This is a genomic window from Bacillus sp. MYb78 (assembly GCF_002975115.1).
GTDB lineage: Bacteria > Bacillota > Bacilli > Bacillales > Bacillaceae_G > Bacillus_A > Bacillus_A cereus.
This window is the reverse complement of sequence record NZ_PCOB01000001.1, coordinates 530,681-548,541: the sequence shown is the minus strand read 5'-3', so window position 1 is coordinate 548,541 and position 17,861 is coordinate 530,681. Positions and strand designations below refer to the sequence as shown.

Below are 17,861 nucleotides of genomic sequence, written 5' to 3'. Positions count from 1 at the left end.
TTTAAAGTAGGTGAAAATGTGTGAAGACAAATGTTCATAAAGTTGATAAGTGGGGGAAGTTAGGAGCTTTTTTGTATCAATTTCGTTATACAGTAATTGTAGCGTTACTGTTGCTTGCAATCGCACTTGGGATTTTTGCTCCAAAGCTACCGGGAGTATTAGGTGGTGACGGTTTCCAAACGGAAGGAGACTATCAAAAAACAAAAGAAATTTTAGATAAAGATTTTAAGAAGTCTCAAGATACGCTTCTGCTCGTTTTTGAGAAAAATAAAGATGCTTCGCATGAGGAATTTAAAAAGCGAATAGATGAAATTGTAAAGAATGTTCAAGAGAAAGAGAACTATGAATCTTTCCATCACCCAATCCAAAATAAAGAAATGCTACAAGATGACATCGGTTATGCAACAATTTTATTTTCCGGGAAAACAAATAAAGAAAGAATGGAAAAGACATTACAATTTGCTAATGAGATTGAGAAAGAAAGTAATGTAGCATTAAAAGTAACACCTACAGGATTTCCGAAAATTAATCAAGAGATTAATGAAAGAACGCAAAATGATTTAAAAGTAGCAGAAATGATTGGATTACCAATTGCGTTTCTTGTATTACTATTTTCGTTTGGTAGCCTTTTGGCATCAATTTTACCGATTTTGAATGGAGCGCTTAGTGTTATTAGCACGATGGGTATATTGTATTTCATCGGTGTGGATAAAGAACTATCTATTTTCGTGTTAAACGTTGCACCGATGATTGGACTTGCACTATCTATTGATTTTGCGCTATTATTTGTGAACCGTTTTCGAGAGGAAGTTGCTAAACGAACGGTAAAAGAAGCGATAGCAATTACATATCAGACGGCAGGACGTGCAATTGTATTTTCAGGATTATGCGTATTTGTTGGGTTATCCGGTTTGTTTTTCTTTAAGATAGATTATATTCAATCTGTCGCAATTAGCGGAATGATTGTTGTGATTATGAGTATTTTATTCTCACTCACACTTCTTCCAGCGTTATTATCGTTAATCGGTAAAAAAATATTAAAAAAGAATCAAGTAGCACATACGCCGGCAAAAGCATGGCGTAAATTTGCACAATTTGTGATGAAACATCCAATTGCAATGATTGTTGTTGTTACAACATTTATTGTTATTTGCTTATTACCGTTACGTACAGCTAATTTGCAGTTCCCTAGTGTTGAAGCTTTACCTGAAAAGAGTGATACAAGGATTGCATATGAAAAGTATGAAGAAGCATTTAATAAAACTGTCAAAACACACGCTGATGTTACGTTAGTTGTAGAGACGAAAAAAGATATGAAAGAAAAAGAAAGTCTACAAAAGATAGAAGAAGTCGTTCAAACGTTAAAAGATGATAAAAAAGTACATGAAGTAAGAAGTTTATACGACGGGTTAACTGGAATGAAAGCAGATCAAGTTGCTGGAATATTGCAGTCGCCAGAAGCAGCAAAACTAACTCCTGTATTTGAAGCATACACAAAAGGGAATAAGACGACGATAGAAGTTTTTTTGAAAACAAAACCACGTACAGAGACTGCAAAACAGTGGGTGCGTGACTTTAAAAAGAACTATAAAGAAACGAATGTTACGTATTATCTAGGCGGAATGACGACGTTTCAACAAGAATTAGAAGATGAAATTAAAGATAAAGTTGTAATTGGTATGTCTGTTATATTTGGATCGACCTTTGTTATATTATTATTTGCATTCCGATCTATACTCATTCCAATTAAGGCAATTATTATGAATATACTTAGTTTGAGTGCAACCATTGGAATTGTTGTTTGGTTATTTGAAGGTGGTCATTTCGGTTTAGAAGCGAGTCCGGTTCTGTTTGTCTTACCAATCTTCATTTTTGGCCTCGTATTTGGGCTTAGTATGGATTATGAAGTATTTCTTATTTCACGTATTCACGAGCTCTATGAAGAAACAGGAGATAACGATCAAGCAACGTTAGAAGGGCTCGTTTCAACAAGTAGAATCATTACATCAGCTGCATTAATTATGATTGTTGTAACGGGTGCATTCGCATTTACTGATATTTTACCAGTAAAGCAGATGGGGCTTGGCGTGGCATTAGCAATATTTCTTGATGCAACAATTATTCGTCTTATGCTCGTTCCAAGCTTAATGAAGTTATTTGGAGACTGGAATTGGTGGTTACCATTTCGAAAAAAACGAGAAAAATCATCGTAAAAAAATGCTCATCATATTGATGAGCATTTTTTTATGAATAGCAAGACCTACATTTTGCAAATAGTATGTGATAAGAACATTACATACAAGTAGGTGAAGGCAATGTTTCGTTATTTTAAGTTTAAGTTAAATGATACAGTACAGTTTGCAGAAAACGATGGGCATATGTATCGCATTGTCGGTTATCGGTTAGAAAAGGGATTTTATCCAAAAGATGAATGGACTCATATCATTTATGAACTACTTAGAGAATTTGACGGGTATACGATGGATGCAGAGGAGGAAGAACTTGTAAAGGTCGTTCAAGTAGAGGATGAGTATTACAAAATACAAGAAGTATCAGGTTATCGTTATCCAGTAAAAATGAAACAAAAACAACAAGTGATGAAAATAGAAAGGATGGACGATTTATTAGATGCTTACAATGACTATAAAAGGTTGGCGGATTTCTTTAAAGATTTATCGTATGAACAAAAAGCTGAAGAAGTATTGTTAGAAATGAAAAGACTTAGAGCTTGAGGGGCAGTCTATTATAAGACTGTCCTCTATTTTTGACGGTGCAACAAAGTGTGTTTTCCGTTACAATGAGAGAATCAATAGAAATAAGGTGATAAACAGTATGGAAACAAAGAAAAAGGGCGAATGGTGTGAAATTACCGTTCCAGCTAAATGGAATGGTATAAGTATTGAATCGGTATTAAAAGTAGAATGGGAAATACCGAAAAAGCTATTACATCAGCTTCGTATGGAAAAAGGTGTTACGGTTAACGGAGAACAAAGAAGATGGAATGAGCTTTTAAAAGAGAACGATAAGTTACAAGTTCATATGTTTGCGGAGGAAGAGTACGGTGTGGATCCAGAATATGGTGAATTGCATGTAGTATACGAAGATGATCACGTACTCATCGTAAATAAACCAGAGAAAATGGACACACATCCTGCTGAAAAAGGTGGAACCGGGACGCTTGCAAATCTTGTTGCTTTTCATTTTCAAATGCAAGGTTTAGAGGCGAAGGTGCGTCATATTCATCGTTTAGATAAAGATACGACAGGTGGTGTCGTATTTGCTAAGCATAGAATTGCTGGTGCAATTATGGATCGTTTATTAATGGAACGAAAAATTAAAAGGACGTACGCAGCGCTCGTTGAAGGGAAAGTAAAGGGGAAACAAGGAACGATTGATGCTGCTATTGGAAGGGATCGCCATCATGCTACAAGGCGTCGTATTTCTCCAAAAGGTAACCAAGCTATCACATATTATAAAGTAGAAAAGTATTTTAAGAAGCAAAACACGACTTTCGTAACGTTACAATTAGAAACGGGTAGAACGCATCAAATTCGTGTTCATATGAGCCATAATGGTAATCCACTAGTTGGGGATGTATTATATGGTGGACAAACAAAATATATGTCCAGTCAAGCATTGCATGCGATGAAGATAAATTTCTTGCATCCAATTACGAAAGAAGCGATTGAAGTTGATGTGCCGTTTCCTACAAAGTTAGATAATAAAATAAGAGAATTTCAAAAAGAAAATGCGTAAAGTATAAGTTTTAATTTGAAAAAAGTAGATTTTTGCAGGGATTTCTCTAAAAGGAGCGAAGCCGTTAAGAGAAAAGAGAGGTGAGAATCACTTGATCAAATATAAGTATGTACTTGGAATATTTTTCGCTTGTCTTTTAGTTACTCTATGTCTCTATCCCTATTTACCAACTCGTATGGCAGTACATTGGAATGTAAATGGTGAGCCAAACGAGTTTATGAGTAAACAAGTTGTTGTAGCATTTATTCCTTGTTTTATTATTTTTTCATATGGATTTTTGTATATTATTTCACATAATATATTTAAGTTTAATGAAAGAGAGCATGGTATTATAGACGGATTTATAAAGAAAATTACGTTATTTATGTTGTTTATTCATATGCTTATCCTCTTTATTAATTTTGAGGATTTGATATCCTTTCAAACAGGATTAACGATTGGGATTAGTATGTTTCTTTTTATGCTGAGTAAAGAATTTAAGAAAATAAAAGGCAAAGAAAAAGACCCAATTAAATTACAAAAAATTCGTTTAGTAAGTAGACGGATTTTTCAAGTGATGGCATGTGGCATATTGTTTTCATTGTTTTTGAACTTAGAGTGGGGATTTTATGTATTGCTTAGTGTAATAAGCTGTGGATCTATGCTATTTATGTTATATATTTTCTATTCATACATAATAGAAAGTTATGAAACTTAAAAAAGAGTCTTCTCATTATGAGAAGACTCTTTTAATCTATTTACTTTGTAATAAATTGTTGTGTCCAGTAGTTGCCGCTTTCTACATAACCAACACCGATGTGAGTGAAGCCGTTATTTAAGATGTTTGCACGGTGTCCAGCGCTGTTCATCCAAGCTTGTACCACTTCTTCAGGTGTACGTTGGCCTTGAGCGATGTTTTCACCTGCAGATGTATAAGAAATACCAAATTTCTTCATCATGTCAAACGGAGACCCGTATGTAGGGCTGTTATGATCAAAGTAGTTGTTTTTTTGCATGTCTTCAGACTTAATACGTGCTACTTTGCTTAATTCAGTATCGATTTTTAGTGCTGGTAAACCTTGTTTTGCACGCTCAGCGTTTGTTAATTCAACAACACGTTGTTCGAATTCGCTTAAAGATTTTGCTTCTTCAGCAGGCTTTTGCTCAGCTGGTTTTTGTTCAGCAGGTTTTTGCGTATTGTTGTTTTCAGCAGGCTTTTGAGCTTCTGGTTTTTGAACTTCTTCAGCAGGCTTTTGAGTTTCTGGCTTAGCTGTTGGTTGCTCAGTTACAACATTTTCAGTAGGTTGTTGACCAGGAATGAAGCAGTTTGGTTGGAAGTTTCCTTGTTGCCATTGTGCTAATGATTCAACTCCCATAGATTGTAAGAATGCTTGTAGTTCTTGTTGGCTCATTTGCTTCATCATCACTTTTGAATGCTGAATATTTTGAACCTTTATGTTAGATGGTTGTACTGTTGCAGCTTGTGCATCTAGAGAAGATACTCCTAAAGTAAGAGCTGTTGCAGCAGCTACAGATAATAAAACACGCTTTTTCATGATGTGTGTCCCCCTATATAAAGTTTTAATTTGTTTTCACACGATTTGTTTTTGACAGCCTGTCTGACTGACAAATTCATCGTAGCATATAATTTGCGAGAAAAAAGATGGAAAAAAATTCATAGACTTTAAAATTACCTAATTTATCCTAAGAGAAGAAGGGAGCAAAAATAAGAGAAATATAGAGTATAAAAGGAATTTATAGTGTTTTTATACTTGGTTTTAAGAGGGGGTTTTTGGATAAAGTTACCTAAATAGAAAATGAAGAATCCTATTGTATCAATGGTTTGAGCGATTTTTTGAGGAATATAATGGATTGATTTTTACAAAACTGTAATGTTTCTGTTGTTCTTTTTTATAATAAAGTAACATATTTTTAATGTTGTAGCAGACAAAAAAGCGGCTATCTCTTTACATAGACGAAGGAGATAGCCGTTTTCCTATTATTACGTATGTTACGAGTTATTACGAGTTAGTTTCAATTGCTTCTAATAATAAATCCACAATGTGAATTCCTCTCATTTTATGAGAAAGCCCTTCTCGCTCAATGCCCAATTTCATTTGTAATAAACAACCTGGATTTGCAGTAACAATGGTTGCTGCGTCTGTTTCATGCACACGGTCCATTTTGTAATCTAGAAATTCCATTGATAACTCTGAATGAACAATATTGTAAATACCAGCAGAGCCACAGCAGCGGTCCGCATCTTTCATTTCTCGATATGTTGCACCTTGGATAGCCTCTAGTAACATACGAGGTTCAGAAGATGTGCGCATAACATTGCGTAAATGACAAGAGTCTTGATACGTAATAACCTGCGGCGTGAGTCGTAAGTCAGTTCGCTTATGGAAGTCTAGTTCTACTAGTATAGCAGTAATATCTTTAATCTTAGAAACAAACTGCTTAGCACGTTCAGCCCAATCCGGATCATCCTTTAAAAGATAATCATAGTCTACGAGGTAAGCTCCGCAACCTCCTGCATTCGTAATAATATAGTCGATGTTTAAATCTTCGAATGCTTTTATATTTCGCTTTGCTAATTCTTTTGCTCCACTCTTTTCACCAGCATGTCCATGCAATGCACCGCAACAACTTTGTGTTTTCGGAATAACAATATCACAACCAGCTAATTGAAGAAGTTTCATCGTTGCGTTATTTGTTTCTAAAAACATCGTATCCATTAAACAGCCTGCGAAGAATGCAACTTGTTTTTTCTTTGTACTTTCTGCAGGTAAAAATGAAGGACGATCTTTCATTGCTTTCATTTTAGGGACTTTTGGTAAAACGAGATCCATCGTTGCAAGTGTTTCAGGGAATAACTTCATAATACCTGTTTTATGTGTTAGCGTTTGTAAACCAGAACGTTGATAAAATCCGATTAGTCCGGTTAATGTTCGCATTCGATTTTGATGGGGGAATAATCCTTCAAAAACGACTTTTCGAACAGCTTTCACTGGCATTGAGAATTTTTTATTTTGATTAATAATATCTCGAGCCTCTTCTAATAAATGTCCATAATTTACACCAGATGGACAAACAGGCTCACAAGCACGGCAACCAAGACAAACGTTTAATGTATTTTCAACATCTTCATCTGGTTCGATTAAACCATCAACGACTGCTTTCATTAATGCGATACGTCCGCGCGGTGAATGTGACTCTTTGTATCCGGATTGAATGTAGGTAGGACAAGTAGGTAAACAAAAACCGCATCGCATACAGTTAAGTAGCTCATCTTCACTTAATCGTTCTTTAAATTCTTTTTGAATATTTTCTTTATTTAATGTGGTCATCGCTCAACCACCACTCTTTTTCGAGTGTCTTTCGCGAACATTTTTCCAGGGTTCATAATGTTGTTTGGATCGAAAGCCTGCTTTATTCCTTGCATAGCTGCAATACCTTCTTTACCTAATTTCATTTCTAAATATGGAGCTTTCATTGCACCAACACCATGTTCACCAGTAATTGTGCCACCAAGTTCAATTGCTTTCGCAAATATTTCAGCAAAAGCTTGTTCAGCTCGGTGCATTTCTTCTGCATTACGAGCATCTGTCATACAAGTTGGATGTAAGTTACCATCACCAGCGTGTCCAAACGTACAAATAGGAATATTATATTTTTTTGCAATGGCATTAATAGCTTCAACCATTGGAGCGATTTGTGAACGTGGTACAGTCGCATCTTCTAATATTGTAGTAGGTTTTAATCGTGCGAGCGCTGATAGAGCACTACGGCGAGCAGTACGAAGCGCATCTGCTTCTGTTTCATCTTTTGCAATGCGAACATCAACTGCATTCATAGAGCGGCAAACGTTAGCCATGTTTTCAATATCTCGATTGACTACTTCGGGCGGGCCGTCTTGTTCGATTAATAAAATTGCTTTTACGTCAGTTGGTAAACCGATTTGTGCAAACTCTTCTACAACTTCAATTGTCGGTTGGTCTAAAAACTCAAGGGTTGCTGGAATAATTTTATTTGCAATAATAGAAGAAACAGCACGTGCAGCTTCATTAATATCTTCATATAATGCAAGCATTGTTTTCTTTGTTTCAGGCATAGGAACAAGTTTTAATATAGCTTCTGTTACCACGCCAAGTGTTCCTTCAGAACCGATAAATAAACGAGTTAAATCGTAACCAGCTACATCTTTTGCTAATTTACCACCAGTGCGAATAATATCGCCATTTGGTAAGACAAGTTCAAGCCCCATTACATAATCACGTGTTACGCCGTATTTCAAACCGCGTAATCCACCTGAGTTTTCATTAATATTACCGCCGATTGTAGAAATTTTCATCGAGCTTGGATCTGGTGGATAAAATAAACCTTTTTCTTCTACCGCTTTAATAATATCAAGTGTAATGACACCAGCTTGTACAGTAATTGTTAAGTTTTCTTCATCAATTTCTAAAATATTGTTCATATGGCGGAAAATAAGGACGATACCGCCTTCAAGTGGACATGTTCCTGCGCAAAGATTTGTTCCAGACCCGCGCACATACACAGGAATTTTGTGAGTGTTACATACTTTTAACACTTCAGCTACTTCATTTGTATTACGAGGAGCAATGACTGCATCAGGCATTGCTTGGAAGTTTGGAGTGGCATCATAACTATAAGTTAAACGCCCCATATTGGATGTATCTACATTATCTTCGCCAACAATAGATACGAATGAATGAATAATTTGTTTTTCTAACATTGGAAATCCTCCTCAAACTGTTAACGTGCTTAGTTATAATAAACAACGTGGTAACAGTGCTTTCATTATAATGATAAAAAAGTCGAGGGATTCTTTCTATGTGTAATCATCTGAAGATTAATCTGTTTTATCGTTCTTTTTTGTATGATCATCTAATAGGAGGAGTGCGAAGTATAAAACGTTTAAGTCTTTGAATTGTTTTGGATCAAGTCCTGTATGTTCTTCAATCTTTTTTAGCCTGTAATGTAATGTGTTAATGTGTATATGTAATTGTTTAGCCGTCTGTTTATAAGATTGGTTATAATCGATAAATAAGCGCAAAGTATGCATAAGCTCAGGAAATGATAATAAGTTTTCGATGGTACGCTCTAGAAATTGTTCACGCGTTTCGGCAGAAATATCTTGTAAACACATTTCTAAACGTAAATCTTCATTAAATACAATTTTTTTCGTTTCCAATGATACAGAAAGAGCGCGTAATGCTTGTTCGTAACATATGTTCATATTGTTTGAGGTAACTGTTTGTCCAATCCCGATATATAAAGGAATAGAAAATAAAGTTTCGCAGTCTTGTTTTAACCGTTTTAAAAATTGATAAGTTTGCTCTTTGGAGCTCGTTGCTGTAAATAAAATAAAACGATCATTTCCCCAACGAACAAATAGATGCTCTTTTGTTAAAATATTACGTATGTGTTGCCATATTTTACGCTGGAGCATCGTGTCATTTTTGCCAATAGAAAACAAAATAAGTTGTTTTTTCTTATATAAATCAATGCCAAGTGTTTTGGCGCGATCAAGAAAACTCGGGGACCACTCTGTATTTTGAAGCCAATCAAAGACAAAAGCTTCATAAGAACGGTGCTCAAGTTCTAGTTGCTCTAAAAAGTAGTTTTCATGAATTAATAATTCGGTCATCTTACGCAATATTTCGCCGTAGCGTGAAATATTTTCAGGTTCTCCTGTAATTCCAATGACACCAATTACTTCATCATGAAATAATAAAGGAAGATTCATCCCAGCCTTTACACCTTGCAATCGCCTTTCATCTTCTTTTGTAATGATGACGGTTTTCTTTTGTTTGGCGCAGCGGAGTGCACCTTCATGAAATTGACCAATTCTTTCTGTATCTGTACTTGCGATAATAACGCCTTCTATATTAATGATAATAATATTTTCTGTAATTAGTCTGCGTACTTCTCGTACAATTTTATTCGCTAAATCAGGAAATAGCATAATTGACACACCTCAAATTCTATTTGTTGTACATTATATATGTAAATTGAGTAAGAAAGGAAAATTTCACACTTTCCACACATTTATTTGTTATTTTACAATTATAACGAAATCATCCGAAGATGGAGGGAATCTTTTGAGAAAGTATGTTTTTCTTCTCTGTTTTTTATTTCTATTAGTAGGGTGTCAAGGAAGTTCGTATACACCAATTGCTAAAGATAAAAATGTTATTATAACAACGAATATAAAAGAAGGCAGTATTAGTTTTATTGATAAAAAAGATAAAAAGTTAATCACGACATGGGAACTAAATGAGCCAATGGCCGGAATCACACTGCTTCCAAATGGTGAGGAAATACTTGTATACGGTAAGCAATTAGAATATATGTATGTATATTCACTAACGGAAGGAAGGCAAGTGGGAAAATATAAAACTGGAAAGGGCATTGTAAATGTGGTCGTATCAGAAGATAAAAAACAATTATTTGCTGCCGATCAAAATGTTCAAAAGGTAAGGTTCTTTACGATAAATGGGAAAGAGACAGGAAATGTTTCAACAGGCAAAGGACCTATAACGATGGTAGAGTATCATAATCGGTTATCTGTATTAAACTTTTATGATACGAAACTAACGACAATTGATACGAAGAAAAAAGAAGTTGTTCAATCCTTTATGATTCCACCAGCATCAACAGGAGCAACGATTAGTCCTGATGGGAAAGAAATATGGATTGGCGGACATGGTGATGGAAATCAAGTAAATGAGAAAGTGTTAGTATATTCTTTGCAGGATGGAGAAATGGTACGTTCTTTACATGCTCCATTTATGCCTGTGAATATAACGAAGGATAGTAAGTACGTATATGCATTAAGTCATGGGTCGAATACACTTAGAAAGTTTGATATTAGCACATATAAAGAAATAGCTTCTGTAGAAGTAGGATCAAATCCATTTGCATTTTTGGAGAGCGGAGCAGAAGGATATGTAGCCAGTTATGATAGTGATGAAGTGTGCGTTATGGATATGAAGAATTTGAAAATAAAACAAACAATTAAAGTCGGAAAAGGACCGTTTCAACTCATAGAGAGGGAAGGGAAGGACAATGAATAAATATAGAGTACTAGTTGTAGATGATGAAAGTGATATGAGGCAGCTTGTTGGAATGTATTTGGATAACTTTGGATATGAGTGGGGAGAAGCTGAGAATGGAAAAGAGGCTCTTAAAAAACTAGAAACGGATCATTATGATTTCGTTGTATTAGATATTATGATGCCAGAAATGGATGGACTTTCAGTTTGTAAAGAAATTAGAAAAACGTCAGATGTACCGATTATATTTTTAACCGCAAAAGGTGAAGAGTGGAATAGGGTGAACGGTTTACGTATGGGAGCAGATGACTATATTGTAAAACCGTTTAGTCCTGGTGAATTAGTTGCCCGTATGGAAGCTGTGTTAAGAAGATATACAAAACAAGAACAGCAAGAAGAGATTCAATTTGGACCAATTCTTATCAATGAAAAAAGTAGAAGAATCGAGGCGGATGGTGAGTCGATTTCTCTTACTGTAAAAGAGTTTGATTTACTATATTTTCTTTGCCAGCATACAGGACAAGTATTTAGCCGGGAGCAATTACTTGAAAAGGTATGGGGATATGATTATGCCGGAAGTACAAGAACAGTAGATACGCACGTGAAAACGATGCGCTTGAAGCTTGGAGAAAGTGGAAACTACATTCAAACTGTTTGGGGTGTAGGCTATAAATTCGAGGTGTAACGTATGTTTACAATGGTACAAAAACTTTGGCTTACAGTAGTATGTGCAGTATGTGTAACAGTGTCCTTTCTTTATTTCGTATCTTTATACTCGTATGAAAAACTATACGTTGATAATTTAAAAGGTTCATTAGTAATGGAAGGAAAAAATCTTGCTGCCCAATATGATAAGCACGAAGGAATATCAACTTTTGAAGAGAAAGTAAGATCGTTTGATCAAATATCTAGTTCAGACGTTATTTTCGTGTCTAATCCGCGTGATTTAAGTGCATGTTTGCCTTTTGATGTGCATCATCATTCCCTTATAAGTGAAGGAGATAGGCAAACGCTATTAGATGGGAAAACTGTGACAAAAATAGGATATGAAGAACATTTTGACCGTAATATTATGGGGGTTGTCATCCCTGTATTGGAAAATAAAAAATTAGTCGGAATTGTCTATTCGTATATTCCTTTAAAAAGTATAAAAGATTTAATCTATGATATGGGTCTTATTTTAGCACCGTTAGCAATTGCTATGATTTTAATTACTATATGGGTTGGAAGAAAAATTATAATTGCAATTACGAAGCCACTTTCGCAAATGGAACGGGTTGCAAATCATTTGGCTACGGGAGATTTCTCGGAGCGGATTACAGTTTCTTCAGAGGATGAGATTGGACGACTAGGAAAAGCATTTAATAAAATGGCCAATTCATTAGAAACAGAAGATGTAAAGCGTAAGGAATTTTTAGCAAATGTTTCGCATGAACTTAGAACACCACTTAGTTATATAAAAGGGTATAGCGAGGCTATTTTAGATGGCGTTGCCAAGGGACCGCAGCAGGAAAAAGTAACGCAGCTAATTCATAAAGAAGCAGGTCGTATGCAGCGTCTCGTTCATGACTTGTTAGACTTAGCACAATTAGAAGGTGAGCACTTTCCGTTAAAGAAGCAACCTATCGTTTTTTCACAGCTGATTGAAGACGTATTAGATACGTATGAGATTAAGTTTATAGAAAAGGAACTTCATATTTCAACCAATTTAAATCCAGAGATCATTGTCATGATTGATGAGGATCGTATGCAACAAGTGCTTCATAATGTGTTAGATAATGCGATACGGTATACAAATCAAAACGGAAATATCGTTATAACTTTAGAGCAAATCGATGATTACTGTGAATTGAAAATAAAAGATACAGGAATTGGCATTGATATAGAGCATTTGGAGAATCTTGGGGAACGCTTTTACCGAGTTGATAAAGCGAGAAGTCGTCAACACGGTGGAACAGGTTTAGGCCTTGCTATTGTGAAACAAATTGTTCATATACATGGTGGACATTGGAAAATTGAAAGTGAAAAAGATAAGGGAACAACGGTTATTATTAAACTGAATGTACAGGATGAGGGGGGCATGTTCTAATTTTTAGGACATGTTCTTTATATTGAAGAAAATATTTATCCCGCTATTTGCCGGACAGTAAGACCCTCACCTCAAAATTCAACGGAAGCAAAGAAGTTAGGTGGAGGCCCTGCTGTCCGTAAAAGCCCGATTGGTGAGGGCTAATAATCAGTGGGGGATGAACAAAACCCCTACTGATTAAAGTTTCACTTTATACGTAAAAATATAAATTAATATGTAATAAATATCGAAAATTTGACTATTTTATGAACAAAACATTTGTACTTCTTATCAATTCGGTCTAAAATAGTTATGATGCAAAGTTCTTATAAATCGTTTCAATTGTTGTTTGGAAGATACTGAGGTGATTTAACTGGAGTACAAATCTATTAAACCGAAAAAAATTTACGAAGAAGTATCTGAAGCTATTTTAACAATGATTAAAAATGGTACGTTAAAACCTGGTGACAAACTACTCCCTGTGCATCAATTAGCTGAGCAGTTTCAAGTTGGTAGATCTGCTGTTCGTGAAGCGCTAAGTGCGCTAAGAGCGATGGGCTTAATTGAGATGAAACAAGGAGAAGGTACATATGTGAAGAACTTCGATTCTTCTTCATTAACGAAATCATTAAACAATAGATTATTAATGAAGAAAGAAGATATTTTGAATTTATTAGAAGTACGAAAGGTGCTTGAAGTGGGGGCAGTTCGAGTAGCGGCGGCAAAACGTACGGAAGATAATTTACAAAATATGAAACATTGGTTAGATGAAATGGCAAAGAGCATTGGAGATGAAAAGGCTGGCGAAAAAGCCGATTTTCAATTCCATATGGGAATTGCAGAGTCTTCGCATAATAACATTTTGCTTGAACTCATGAATCATGTTTCAGAGATGATTGCTGAAACGATTGGTGAATCAAGACGCATTATTTTATATGGTGAACAAACGACATCAGAACGACTTATAGAAGAGCATCAAGTTATATATGATGCGGTGTTAAAACAAGATGTAGAATTAGCGCAGCAAGCAATGCTAGATCATTTAACAAATGTAGAACATATTGTCACAGGTAAAAACGATATAAATTCGTAATTTAATCTTTTAAAAATTTAATTTTCTGATAAAATAGAGAAAGATTAAGTAAGCGTTTTCTTTAGAAGAGGGAGAGGATAGGCCATGGTTGAGCCTATTTCTTCTCTACTCAGTCATCTGATGACCATATGTTTGTTGGCGAAGTTGTAAAAAGGGGGAGTAATAGTTATGAAAGTTACTTTATTTGTTACTTGTTTAGTCGATATGTTCGAAACAAATGTCGGCAAAGCAACAGTTGAAGTGTTGGAGCGTTTAGGTTGTGAAATTGAATTTCCAGAAGCACAAGTTTGTTGTGGCCAGCCTGCTTATAATAGTGGCCATGTAGAAGCAGCAAAAGAAGCGATGAAACATATGATTGAAACTTTCGAAGATGCAGAATATATCGTTACGCCATCTGGTTCGTGTGCGACAATGTTTCATGAGTATCCGCATGTTTTCAAAGATGATCCAAAGTGGGCTAAACGTGCACAAAAAGTTGCTGATAAAACCTATGAATTTACACAGTTTATTGTAGATGTTTTAAAAGTTACAGATGTTGGTGCAAGTTTACCAGGGATAGCTACTATTCATAAATCATGTCATATGACACGTATGCTCGGAATAAAAGAAGCACCAGGAATTTTATTATCAAATGTAAAAGGATTAACTGTGAGAGATTTACCAAACGTGCAAAATTGTTGCGGGTTTGGGGGAACGTTTTCAGTTAAGATGACTCCAATTTCTGAGCAAATGGTAGACGAAAAAGTAGATAGTGTAATGGAAACAGGTGCAGATTATTTAATCGGTGCAGATTGTGGGTGTTTGTTAAACATTGGCGGACGTATTGAGCGTTTAGGAAAAGAAGTAAAAGTAATGCATATTGCTGAGGTACTGAATAGTCGCTCATGAAGGGGGAACATAAGCTATGTCTATGAAAATCAGTGAGAAAAAATTTAATGATCGCGTTGGTGATGGAATTCAAGATTCGTTTATGCGCGGAGCAGTTTCTTCTGCACAAACGCGTTTATATACGAATCGCTTAAAAGCCGCAGATGAATTAGGAAACTGGGAAGAGTGGCGAGAACTAGGTGAACAAATTCGTCAACATACGTTAGAAAATCTTGATTATTATTTAATGCAGTTAAGTGAAAATGTATCAAAAAGAGGCGGACACGTGTACTTTGCGAAGACGAAAGAGGAAGCAGCAAAGTATATTCAAGACGTTGCCAAAAAGAAACAAGCGAAAAAAGTAGTAAAATCAAAGTCGATGGTAACAGAAGAAATCAGTATGAATCATGCGCTTGAAGAGATTGGCTGTGAAGTGTTAGAGAGTGACTTAGGAGAGTATATCTTGCAAGTAGATAACGATCCACCTTCACATATTATTGCACCTGCACTTCATAAAAATAGAACGCAAATTCGCGATGTATTTAAAGAAAAGCTAGGCTATGAAAATTCTGATGACCCGTATGAAATGACAAAGTTTGTTCGTAAACAACTTCGTGAGAAATTTATGGATGCAGAAATTGGTGTAACTGGTTGTAATTTTGCTGTTGCAAATACTGGCTCTCTTTGTTTAGTAACGAATGAAGGTAATGCAGATCTTGTTATGTCAATTCCGAAAACACAAATTGCGGTAATGGGTATGGAACGTATGGTTCCGACAATGGAAGAATTAGATGTTTTAGTTGGTTTACTATGTCGTAGTGCAGTAGGTCAAAAATTAACAAGTTATGTAACAGTAGCAGGACCAATTCAAGAAGAGGAAGTTGATGGACCTGAAGAATTCCACTTAGTTGTTGTTGATAATGGTCGCTCTCAAATTCTGGGATCTGAATTCCGTTCAGTATTACAATGTATTCGTTGCGCTGCTTGTGTTAATGTATGTCCTGTATATCGTCACGTTGGTGGACATTCATATGGATCGATTTACTCAGGACCAATCGGTGCGGTATTAACACCGCTTCTAGGTGGATATGATGATTACAAAGAGCTTCCTTATGCATCTAGTTTATGCGGAGCATGTACAGAAGCTTGTCCAGTAAAAATTCCATTGCATGATTTATTATTAAAACATCGTCAAGTTATTGTTGAGCAAGAAGGTCGTGCACCACTTGCAGAAAAACTAGCGATGAAAATGTTTAGTATGGGTGCTTCTTCAGCTGCTTTATATAAAATGGGATCAAAAATGGCACCAGCGGCAATGAGTCCATTTACATCTGGTAATCGTGTATCAAAAGGTGTTGGACCACTTAAAAACTGGACGGATATTCGGGAATTCCCAGCTCCAAGTAAAGAGCGATTCCGTGATTGGTATAAAGATCATAAGAAAGGCGGGGATAAATAATGACAGGATTAATTCAAAACCGTGATGCCTTTCTAGATAACATTGCAAAAGAACTTGGGCGCGCGCGTAAAACAGAAGGTGTAGAGCGACCAGTATGGAAAAGTAATGTGAATATAGAAACGTTAAAAGATTGTTCACAAGAAGAATTACTAGAAGTGTTTAAAAAGCAATGTACAAACATTCATACAACTGTAGTAGAAACGACAAATGACCGATTAGGTGAAGACCTTCAAAAAGTAATCATGGAAAACGGCGGTGGACCTATTTTATTATCAGCAGATGAGCGTTTTGATGCATATGGTTTAACATCTTTATTTAAAGAAGAACTTCCAAAGCGAGACGTTGAAGTAAACGTATGGGATCCAGAGAGAAAAGACGAAAATATGCGTTTAGCTGAAAAAGCGAATATTGGTATTGCATTTAGTGATTATACATTAGCTGAATCTGGTACAATTGTTGTACAAAGTCATAAAGGGCAAGGACGTTCTTTACACTTTTTACCGACTGTATATTTTGCTATTATTCCACGTGAAACACTTGTGCCTCGTATTACACAAGCAGTTCAGGATATGAACTTACGCGTAGAAAATGGGGAGACAGCGGCATCTTGTATTAACTTTATTACAGGGCCAAGTAACTCGGCTGACATTGAGATGAATCTTGTTGTCGGAGTACATGGACCATTAAAAGCAGTATATTTTATCGTATAAAAGAGGGGAAAGCAGGCCAGAAAATGGCCTGCTTTTTAGTAGAATAAAGGATAATATGAAGTAGAAGTTCTCTCCTTTTTTTGCTATGTTTTTTGGGAAAGGAGAGGAAGGGATGTTCACTTATTTATATGCACTGTTAGCAGGGATGGTGTTTGGTTCTTTTTTTATGCTAGTTGCGATGAGGGTTCCATTAGGTGCGTCTATTATTACCCCGCGTTCACATTGTTATTATTGCAAATATGTGCTAAGGCCAAAAGAACTAATCCCCATCATTTCATTTTATATACAAAGAGGCTGTTGTACGAATTGTAAGAGGAAAATTCCAATTATGTATGTAGCATTTGAATGTATAACAGGAAGTATATTTCTTCTTACCGTGTATATGATTGGAATAGAACGAGAGCTTATTATCATTTTATCCCTTTTTTCGCTACTTCTTATTATTTCAGTTACAGATTACTTATATATGTTAATTCCTGATTGTATTTTAATTTCGTTTGCCGTTTTACTCATTCTTGAAAGTGTTTTTGTACAATTAGTTACTTGGACAGATAGTATAGTTGGTAGTGGTGTTATATTCATTTTGTTATATTGCATGCAAAAGATATATCCAGAAGGGCTTGGCGGAGGTGATATAAAACTACTTTCATTACTTGGGTTTATAGTAGGAGTGAAAGGCGTTTTTATCATTTTATTTTTAGCATCTTGTTTCAGTCTTTGTTTCTTTGGGGTGGGTATCGTATTAAAACGTATAGAAGTACGAAAACCAATTCCATTTGGTCCTTTTATTAGTCTTGGGGCAATATGTTATGTATTGGCCGCATATTCAAATTAGAGAGGGAATAGA

16 protein-coding genes are annotated in these 17,861 nt (G+C 35.6%); 12 read left to right on the top strand and 4 right to left on the bottom strand.

The window, feature by feature from the left end; translation table 11 throughout:
- The first annotated feature begins 20 nt into the window (after window positions 1-20).
- The 4 genes from CQ064_RS02970 (at window position 21) to CQ064_RS02955 (ending at window position 4,453) form a co-directional block, all read left to right on the top strand.
- On the top strand, window positions 21-2,213 hold the full coding sequence (locus tag CQ064_RS02970; RefSeq protein ID WP_000856402.1) for an MMPL family transporter: 2,193 nt from the start codon (window positions 21-23) through the stop codon (window positions 2,211-2,213).
- A 102-nt stretch (window positions 2,214-2,315) separates the two neighbouring features.
- Entirely contained in the window at window positions 2,316-2,732 is a 417-nt protein-coding gene (locus CQ064_RS02965) for a hypothetical protein (protein ID WP_000490302.1), read from the top strand.
- Window positions 2,733-2,832: 100 nt separating this feature from the next.
- Window positions 2,833-3,756, top strand: coding sequence for an RluA family pseudouridine synthase (locus tag CQ064_RS02960; RefSeq protein ID WP_000448346.1), 924 nt, complete (start codon window positions 2,833-2,835; stop codon window positions 3,754-3,756).
- A gap of 91 nt (window positions 3,757-3,847) precedes the next feature.
- Window positions 3,848-4,453 carry a DUF1648 domain-containing protein gene (locus CQ064_RS02955; RefSeq protein ID WP_000599010.1) on the top strand — a complete coding sequence of 202 codons (606 nt, stop codon included), beginning with the start codon at window positions 3,848-3,850 and terminating at the stop codon, window positions 4,451-4,453.
- Window positions 4,454-4,493: 40 nt separating this feature from the next.
- Here CQ064_RS02955 and CQ064_RS02950 read toward each other — a convergent pair whose 3' ends face one another.
- From CQ064_RS02950 to CQ064_RS02935, 4 genes are all read right to left on the bottom strand, one after another.
- Window positions 4,494-5,291 (bottom strand): CAP domain-containing protein, encoded by a 798-nt coding sequence (locus CQ064_RS02950; protein ID WP_000747576.1) that lies wholly within the window; start codon window positions 5,289-5,291, stop codon window positions 4,494-4,496.
- Between the two features lie 465 nt (window positions 5,292-5,756).
- A complete protein-coding gene (locus CQ064_RS02945) occupies window positions 5,757-7,085 on the bottom strand; it encodes a (Fe-S)-binding protein (RefSeq protein ID WP_000209624.1) in 1,329 nt (442 codons plus the stop codon).
- Window positions 7,082-8,494 carry a glycolate oxidase subunit GlcD gene (gene glcD, locus CQ064_RS02940; protein ID WP_000890756.1) on the bottom strand — a complete coding sequence of 471 codons (1,413 nt, stop codon included), beginning with the start codon at window positions 8,492-8,494 and terminating at the stop codon, window positions 7,082-7,084. Before glcD ends, CQ064_RS02945 begins: the two co-directional genes overlap by 4 nt.
- 117 nt (window positions 8,495-8,611) lie before the next feature.
- Window positions 8,612-9,727 (bottom strand): CdaR family transcriptional regulator, encoded by a 1,116-nt coding sequence (locus CQ064_RS02935; RefSeq protein ID WP_000898640.1) that lies wholly within the window; start codon window positions 9,725-9,727, stop codon window positions 8,612-8,614.
- A gap of 136 nt (window positions 9,728-9,863) precedes the next feature.
- Between CQ064_RS02935 and CQ064_RS02930 the strand changes: the two genes are divergently transcribed.
- From CQ064_RS02930 to CQ064_RS02895, 8 genes are all read left to right on the top strand, one after another.
- The gene (locus CQ064_RS02930; protein ID WP_001234156.1) at window positions 9,864-10,838 is read left to right on the top strand and encodes a YncE family protein; all 975 of its coding nucleotides are present in this window, start codon (window positions 9,864-9,866) and stop codon (window positions 10,836-10,838) included.
- Window positions 10,831-11,502: a response regulator transcription factor gene (locus CQ064_RS02925; protein ID WP_001046397.1), complete on the top strand. Its 672-nt coding sequence runs from the start codon at window positions 10,831-10,833 to the stop codon at window positions 11,500-11,502. The genes CQ064_RS02930 and CQ064_RS02925 overlap by 8 nt, the downstream gene beginning before the upstream one ends.
- A 3-nt stretch (window positions 11,503-11,505) precedes the next feature.
- Window positions 11,506-12,906: a sensor histidine kinase gene (locus CQ064_RS02920; RefSeq protein WP_000494810.1), complete on the top strand. Its 1,401-nt coding sequence runs from the start codon at window positions 11,506-11,508 to the stop codon at window positions 12,904-12,906.
- Between the two features lie 382 nt (window positions 12,907-13,288).
- Entirely contained in the window at window positions 13,289-13,978 is a 690-nt protein-coding gene (locus CQ064_RS02915) for a FadR/GntR family transcriptional regulator (RefSeq protein ID WP_254904515.1), read from the top strand.
- Window positions 13,979-14,146: 168 nt separating this feature from the next.
- The gene (locus CQ064_RS02910) at window positions 14,147-14,866 is read left to right on the top strand and encodes a (Fe-S)-binding protein (protein WP_000869147.1); all 720 of its coding nucleotides are present in this window, start codon (window positions 14,147-14,149) and stop codon (window positions 14,864-14,866) included.
- A gap of 16 nt (window positions 14,867-14,882) precedes the next feature.
- The gene (locus CQ064_RS02905; RefSeq protein ID WP_000061930.1) at window positions 14,883-16,304 is read left to right on the top strand and encodes a LutB/LldF family L-lactate oxidation iron-sulfur protein; all 1,422 of its coding nucleotides are present in this window, start codon (window positions 14,883-14,885) and stop codon (window positions 16,302-16,304) included.
- Entirely contained in the window at window positions 16,304-17,014 is a 711-nt protein-coding gene (locus tag CQ064_RS02900; protein WP_000147182.1) for a LutC/YkgG family protein, read from the top strand. The genes CQ064_RS02905 and CQ064_RS02900 overlap by 1 nt, the downstream gene beginning before the upstream one ends.
- Window positions 17,015-17,126: 112 nt before the next feature.
- A complete protein-coding gene (locus CQ064_RS02895) occupies window positions 17,127-17,849 on the top strand; it encodes a prepilin peptidase (protein WP_000495719.1) in 723 nt (240 codons plus the stop codon).
- Window positions 17,850-17,861 lie beyond the last annotated feature (12 nt).

Excerpts from the sequence above, each read along its gene's own strand:
- CQ064_RS02965 (WP_000490302.1), top strand. The coding sequence starts at position 2,316 with ATGTTTCGTTATTTTAAGTTTAAGTTAAATGATACAGTACAGTTTGCA.
- CQ064_RS02960 (WP_000448346.1), top strand. The coding sequence starts at position 2,833 with ATGGAAACAAAGAAAAAGGGCGAATGGTGTGAAATTACCGTTCCAGCT.
- CQ064_RS02950 (WP_000747576.1), bottom strand. The coding sequence starts at position 5,291 with ATGAAAAAGCGTGTTTTATTATCTGTAGCTGCTGCAACAGCTCTTACT.
- CQ064_RS02945 (WP_000209624.1), bottom strand. The coding sequence starts at position 7,085 with ATGACCACATTAAATAAAGAAAATATTCAAAAAGAATTTAAAGAACGA.
- glcD (WP_000890756.1), bottom strand. The coding sequence starts at position 8,494 with ATGTTAGAAAAACAAATTATTCATTCATTCGTATCTATTGTTGGCGAA.
- CQ064_RS02935 (WP_000898640.1), bottom strand. The coding sequence starts at position 9,727 with ATGCTATTTCCTGATTTAGCGAATAAAATTGTACGAGAAGTACGCAGA.
- CQ064_RS02925 (WP_001046397.1), top strand. The coding sequence starts at position 10,831 with ATGAATAAATATAGAGTACTAGTTGTAGATGATGAAAGTGATATGAGG.
- CQ064_RS02920 (WP_000494810.1), top strand. The coding sequence starts at position 11,506 with ATGTTTACAATGGTACAAAAACTTTGGCTTACAGTAGTATGTGCAGTA.
- CQ064_RS02910 (WP_000869147.1), top strand. The coding sequence starts at position 14,147 with ATGAAAGTTACTTTATTTGTTACTTGTTTAGTCGATATGTTCGAAACA.
- CQ064_RS02905 (WP_000061930.1), top strand. The coding sequence starts at position 14,883 with ATGTCTATGAAAATCAGTGAGAAAAAATTTAATGATCGCGTTGGTGAT.
- CQ064_RS02900 (WP_000147182.1), top strand. The coding sequence starts at position 16,304 with ATGACAGGATTAATTCAAAACCGTGATGCCTTTCTAGATAACATTGCA.
- CQ064_RS02895 (WP_000495719.1), top strand. The coding sequence starts at position 17,127 with ATGTTCACTTATTTATATGCACTGTTAGCAGGGATGGTGTTTGGTTCT.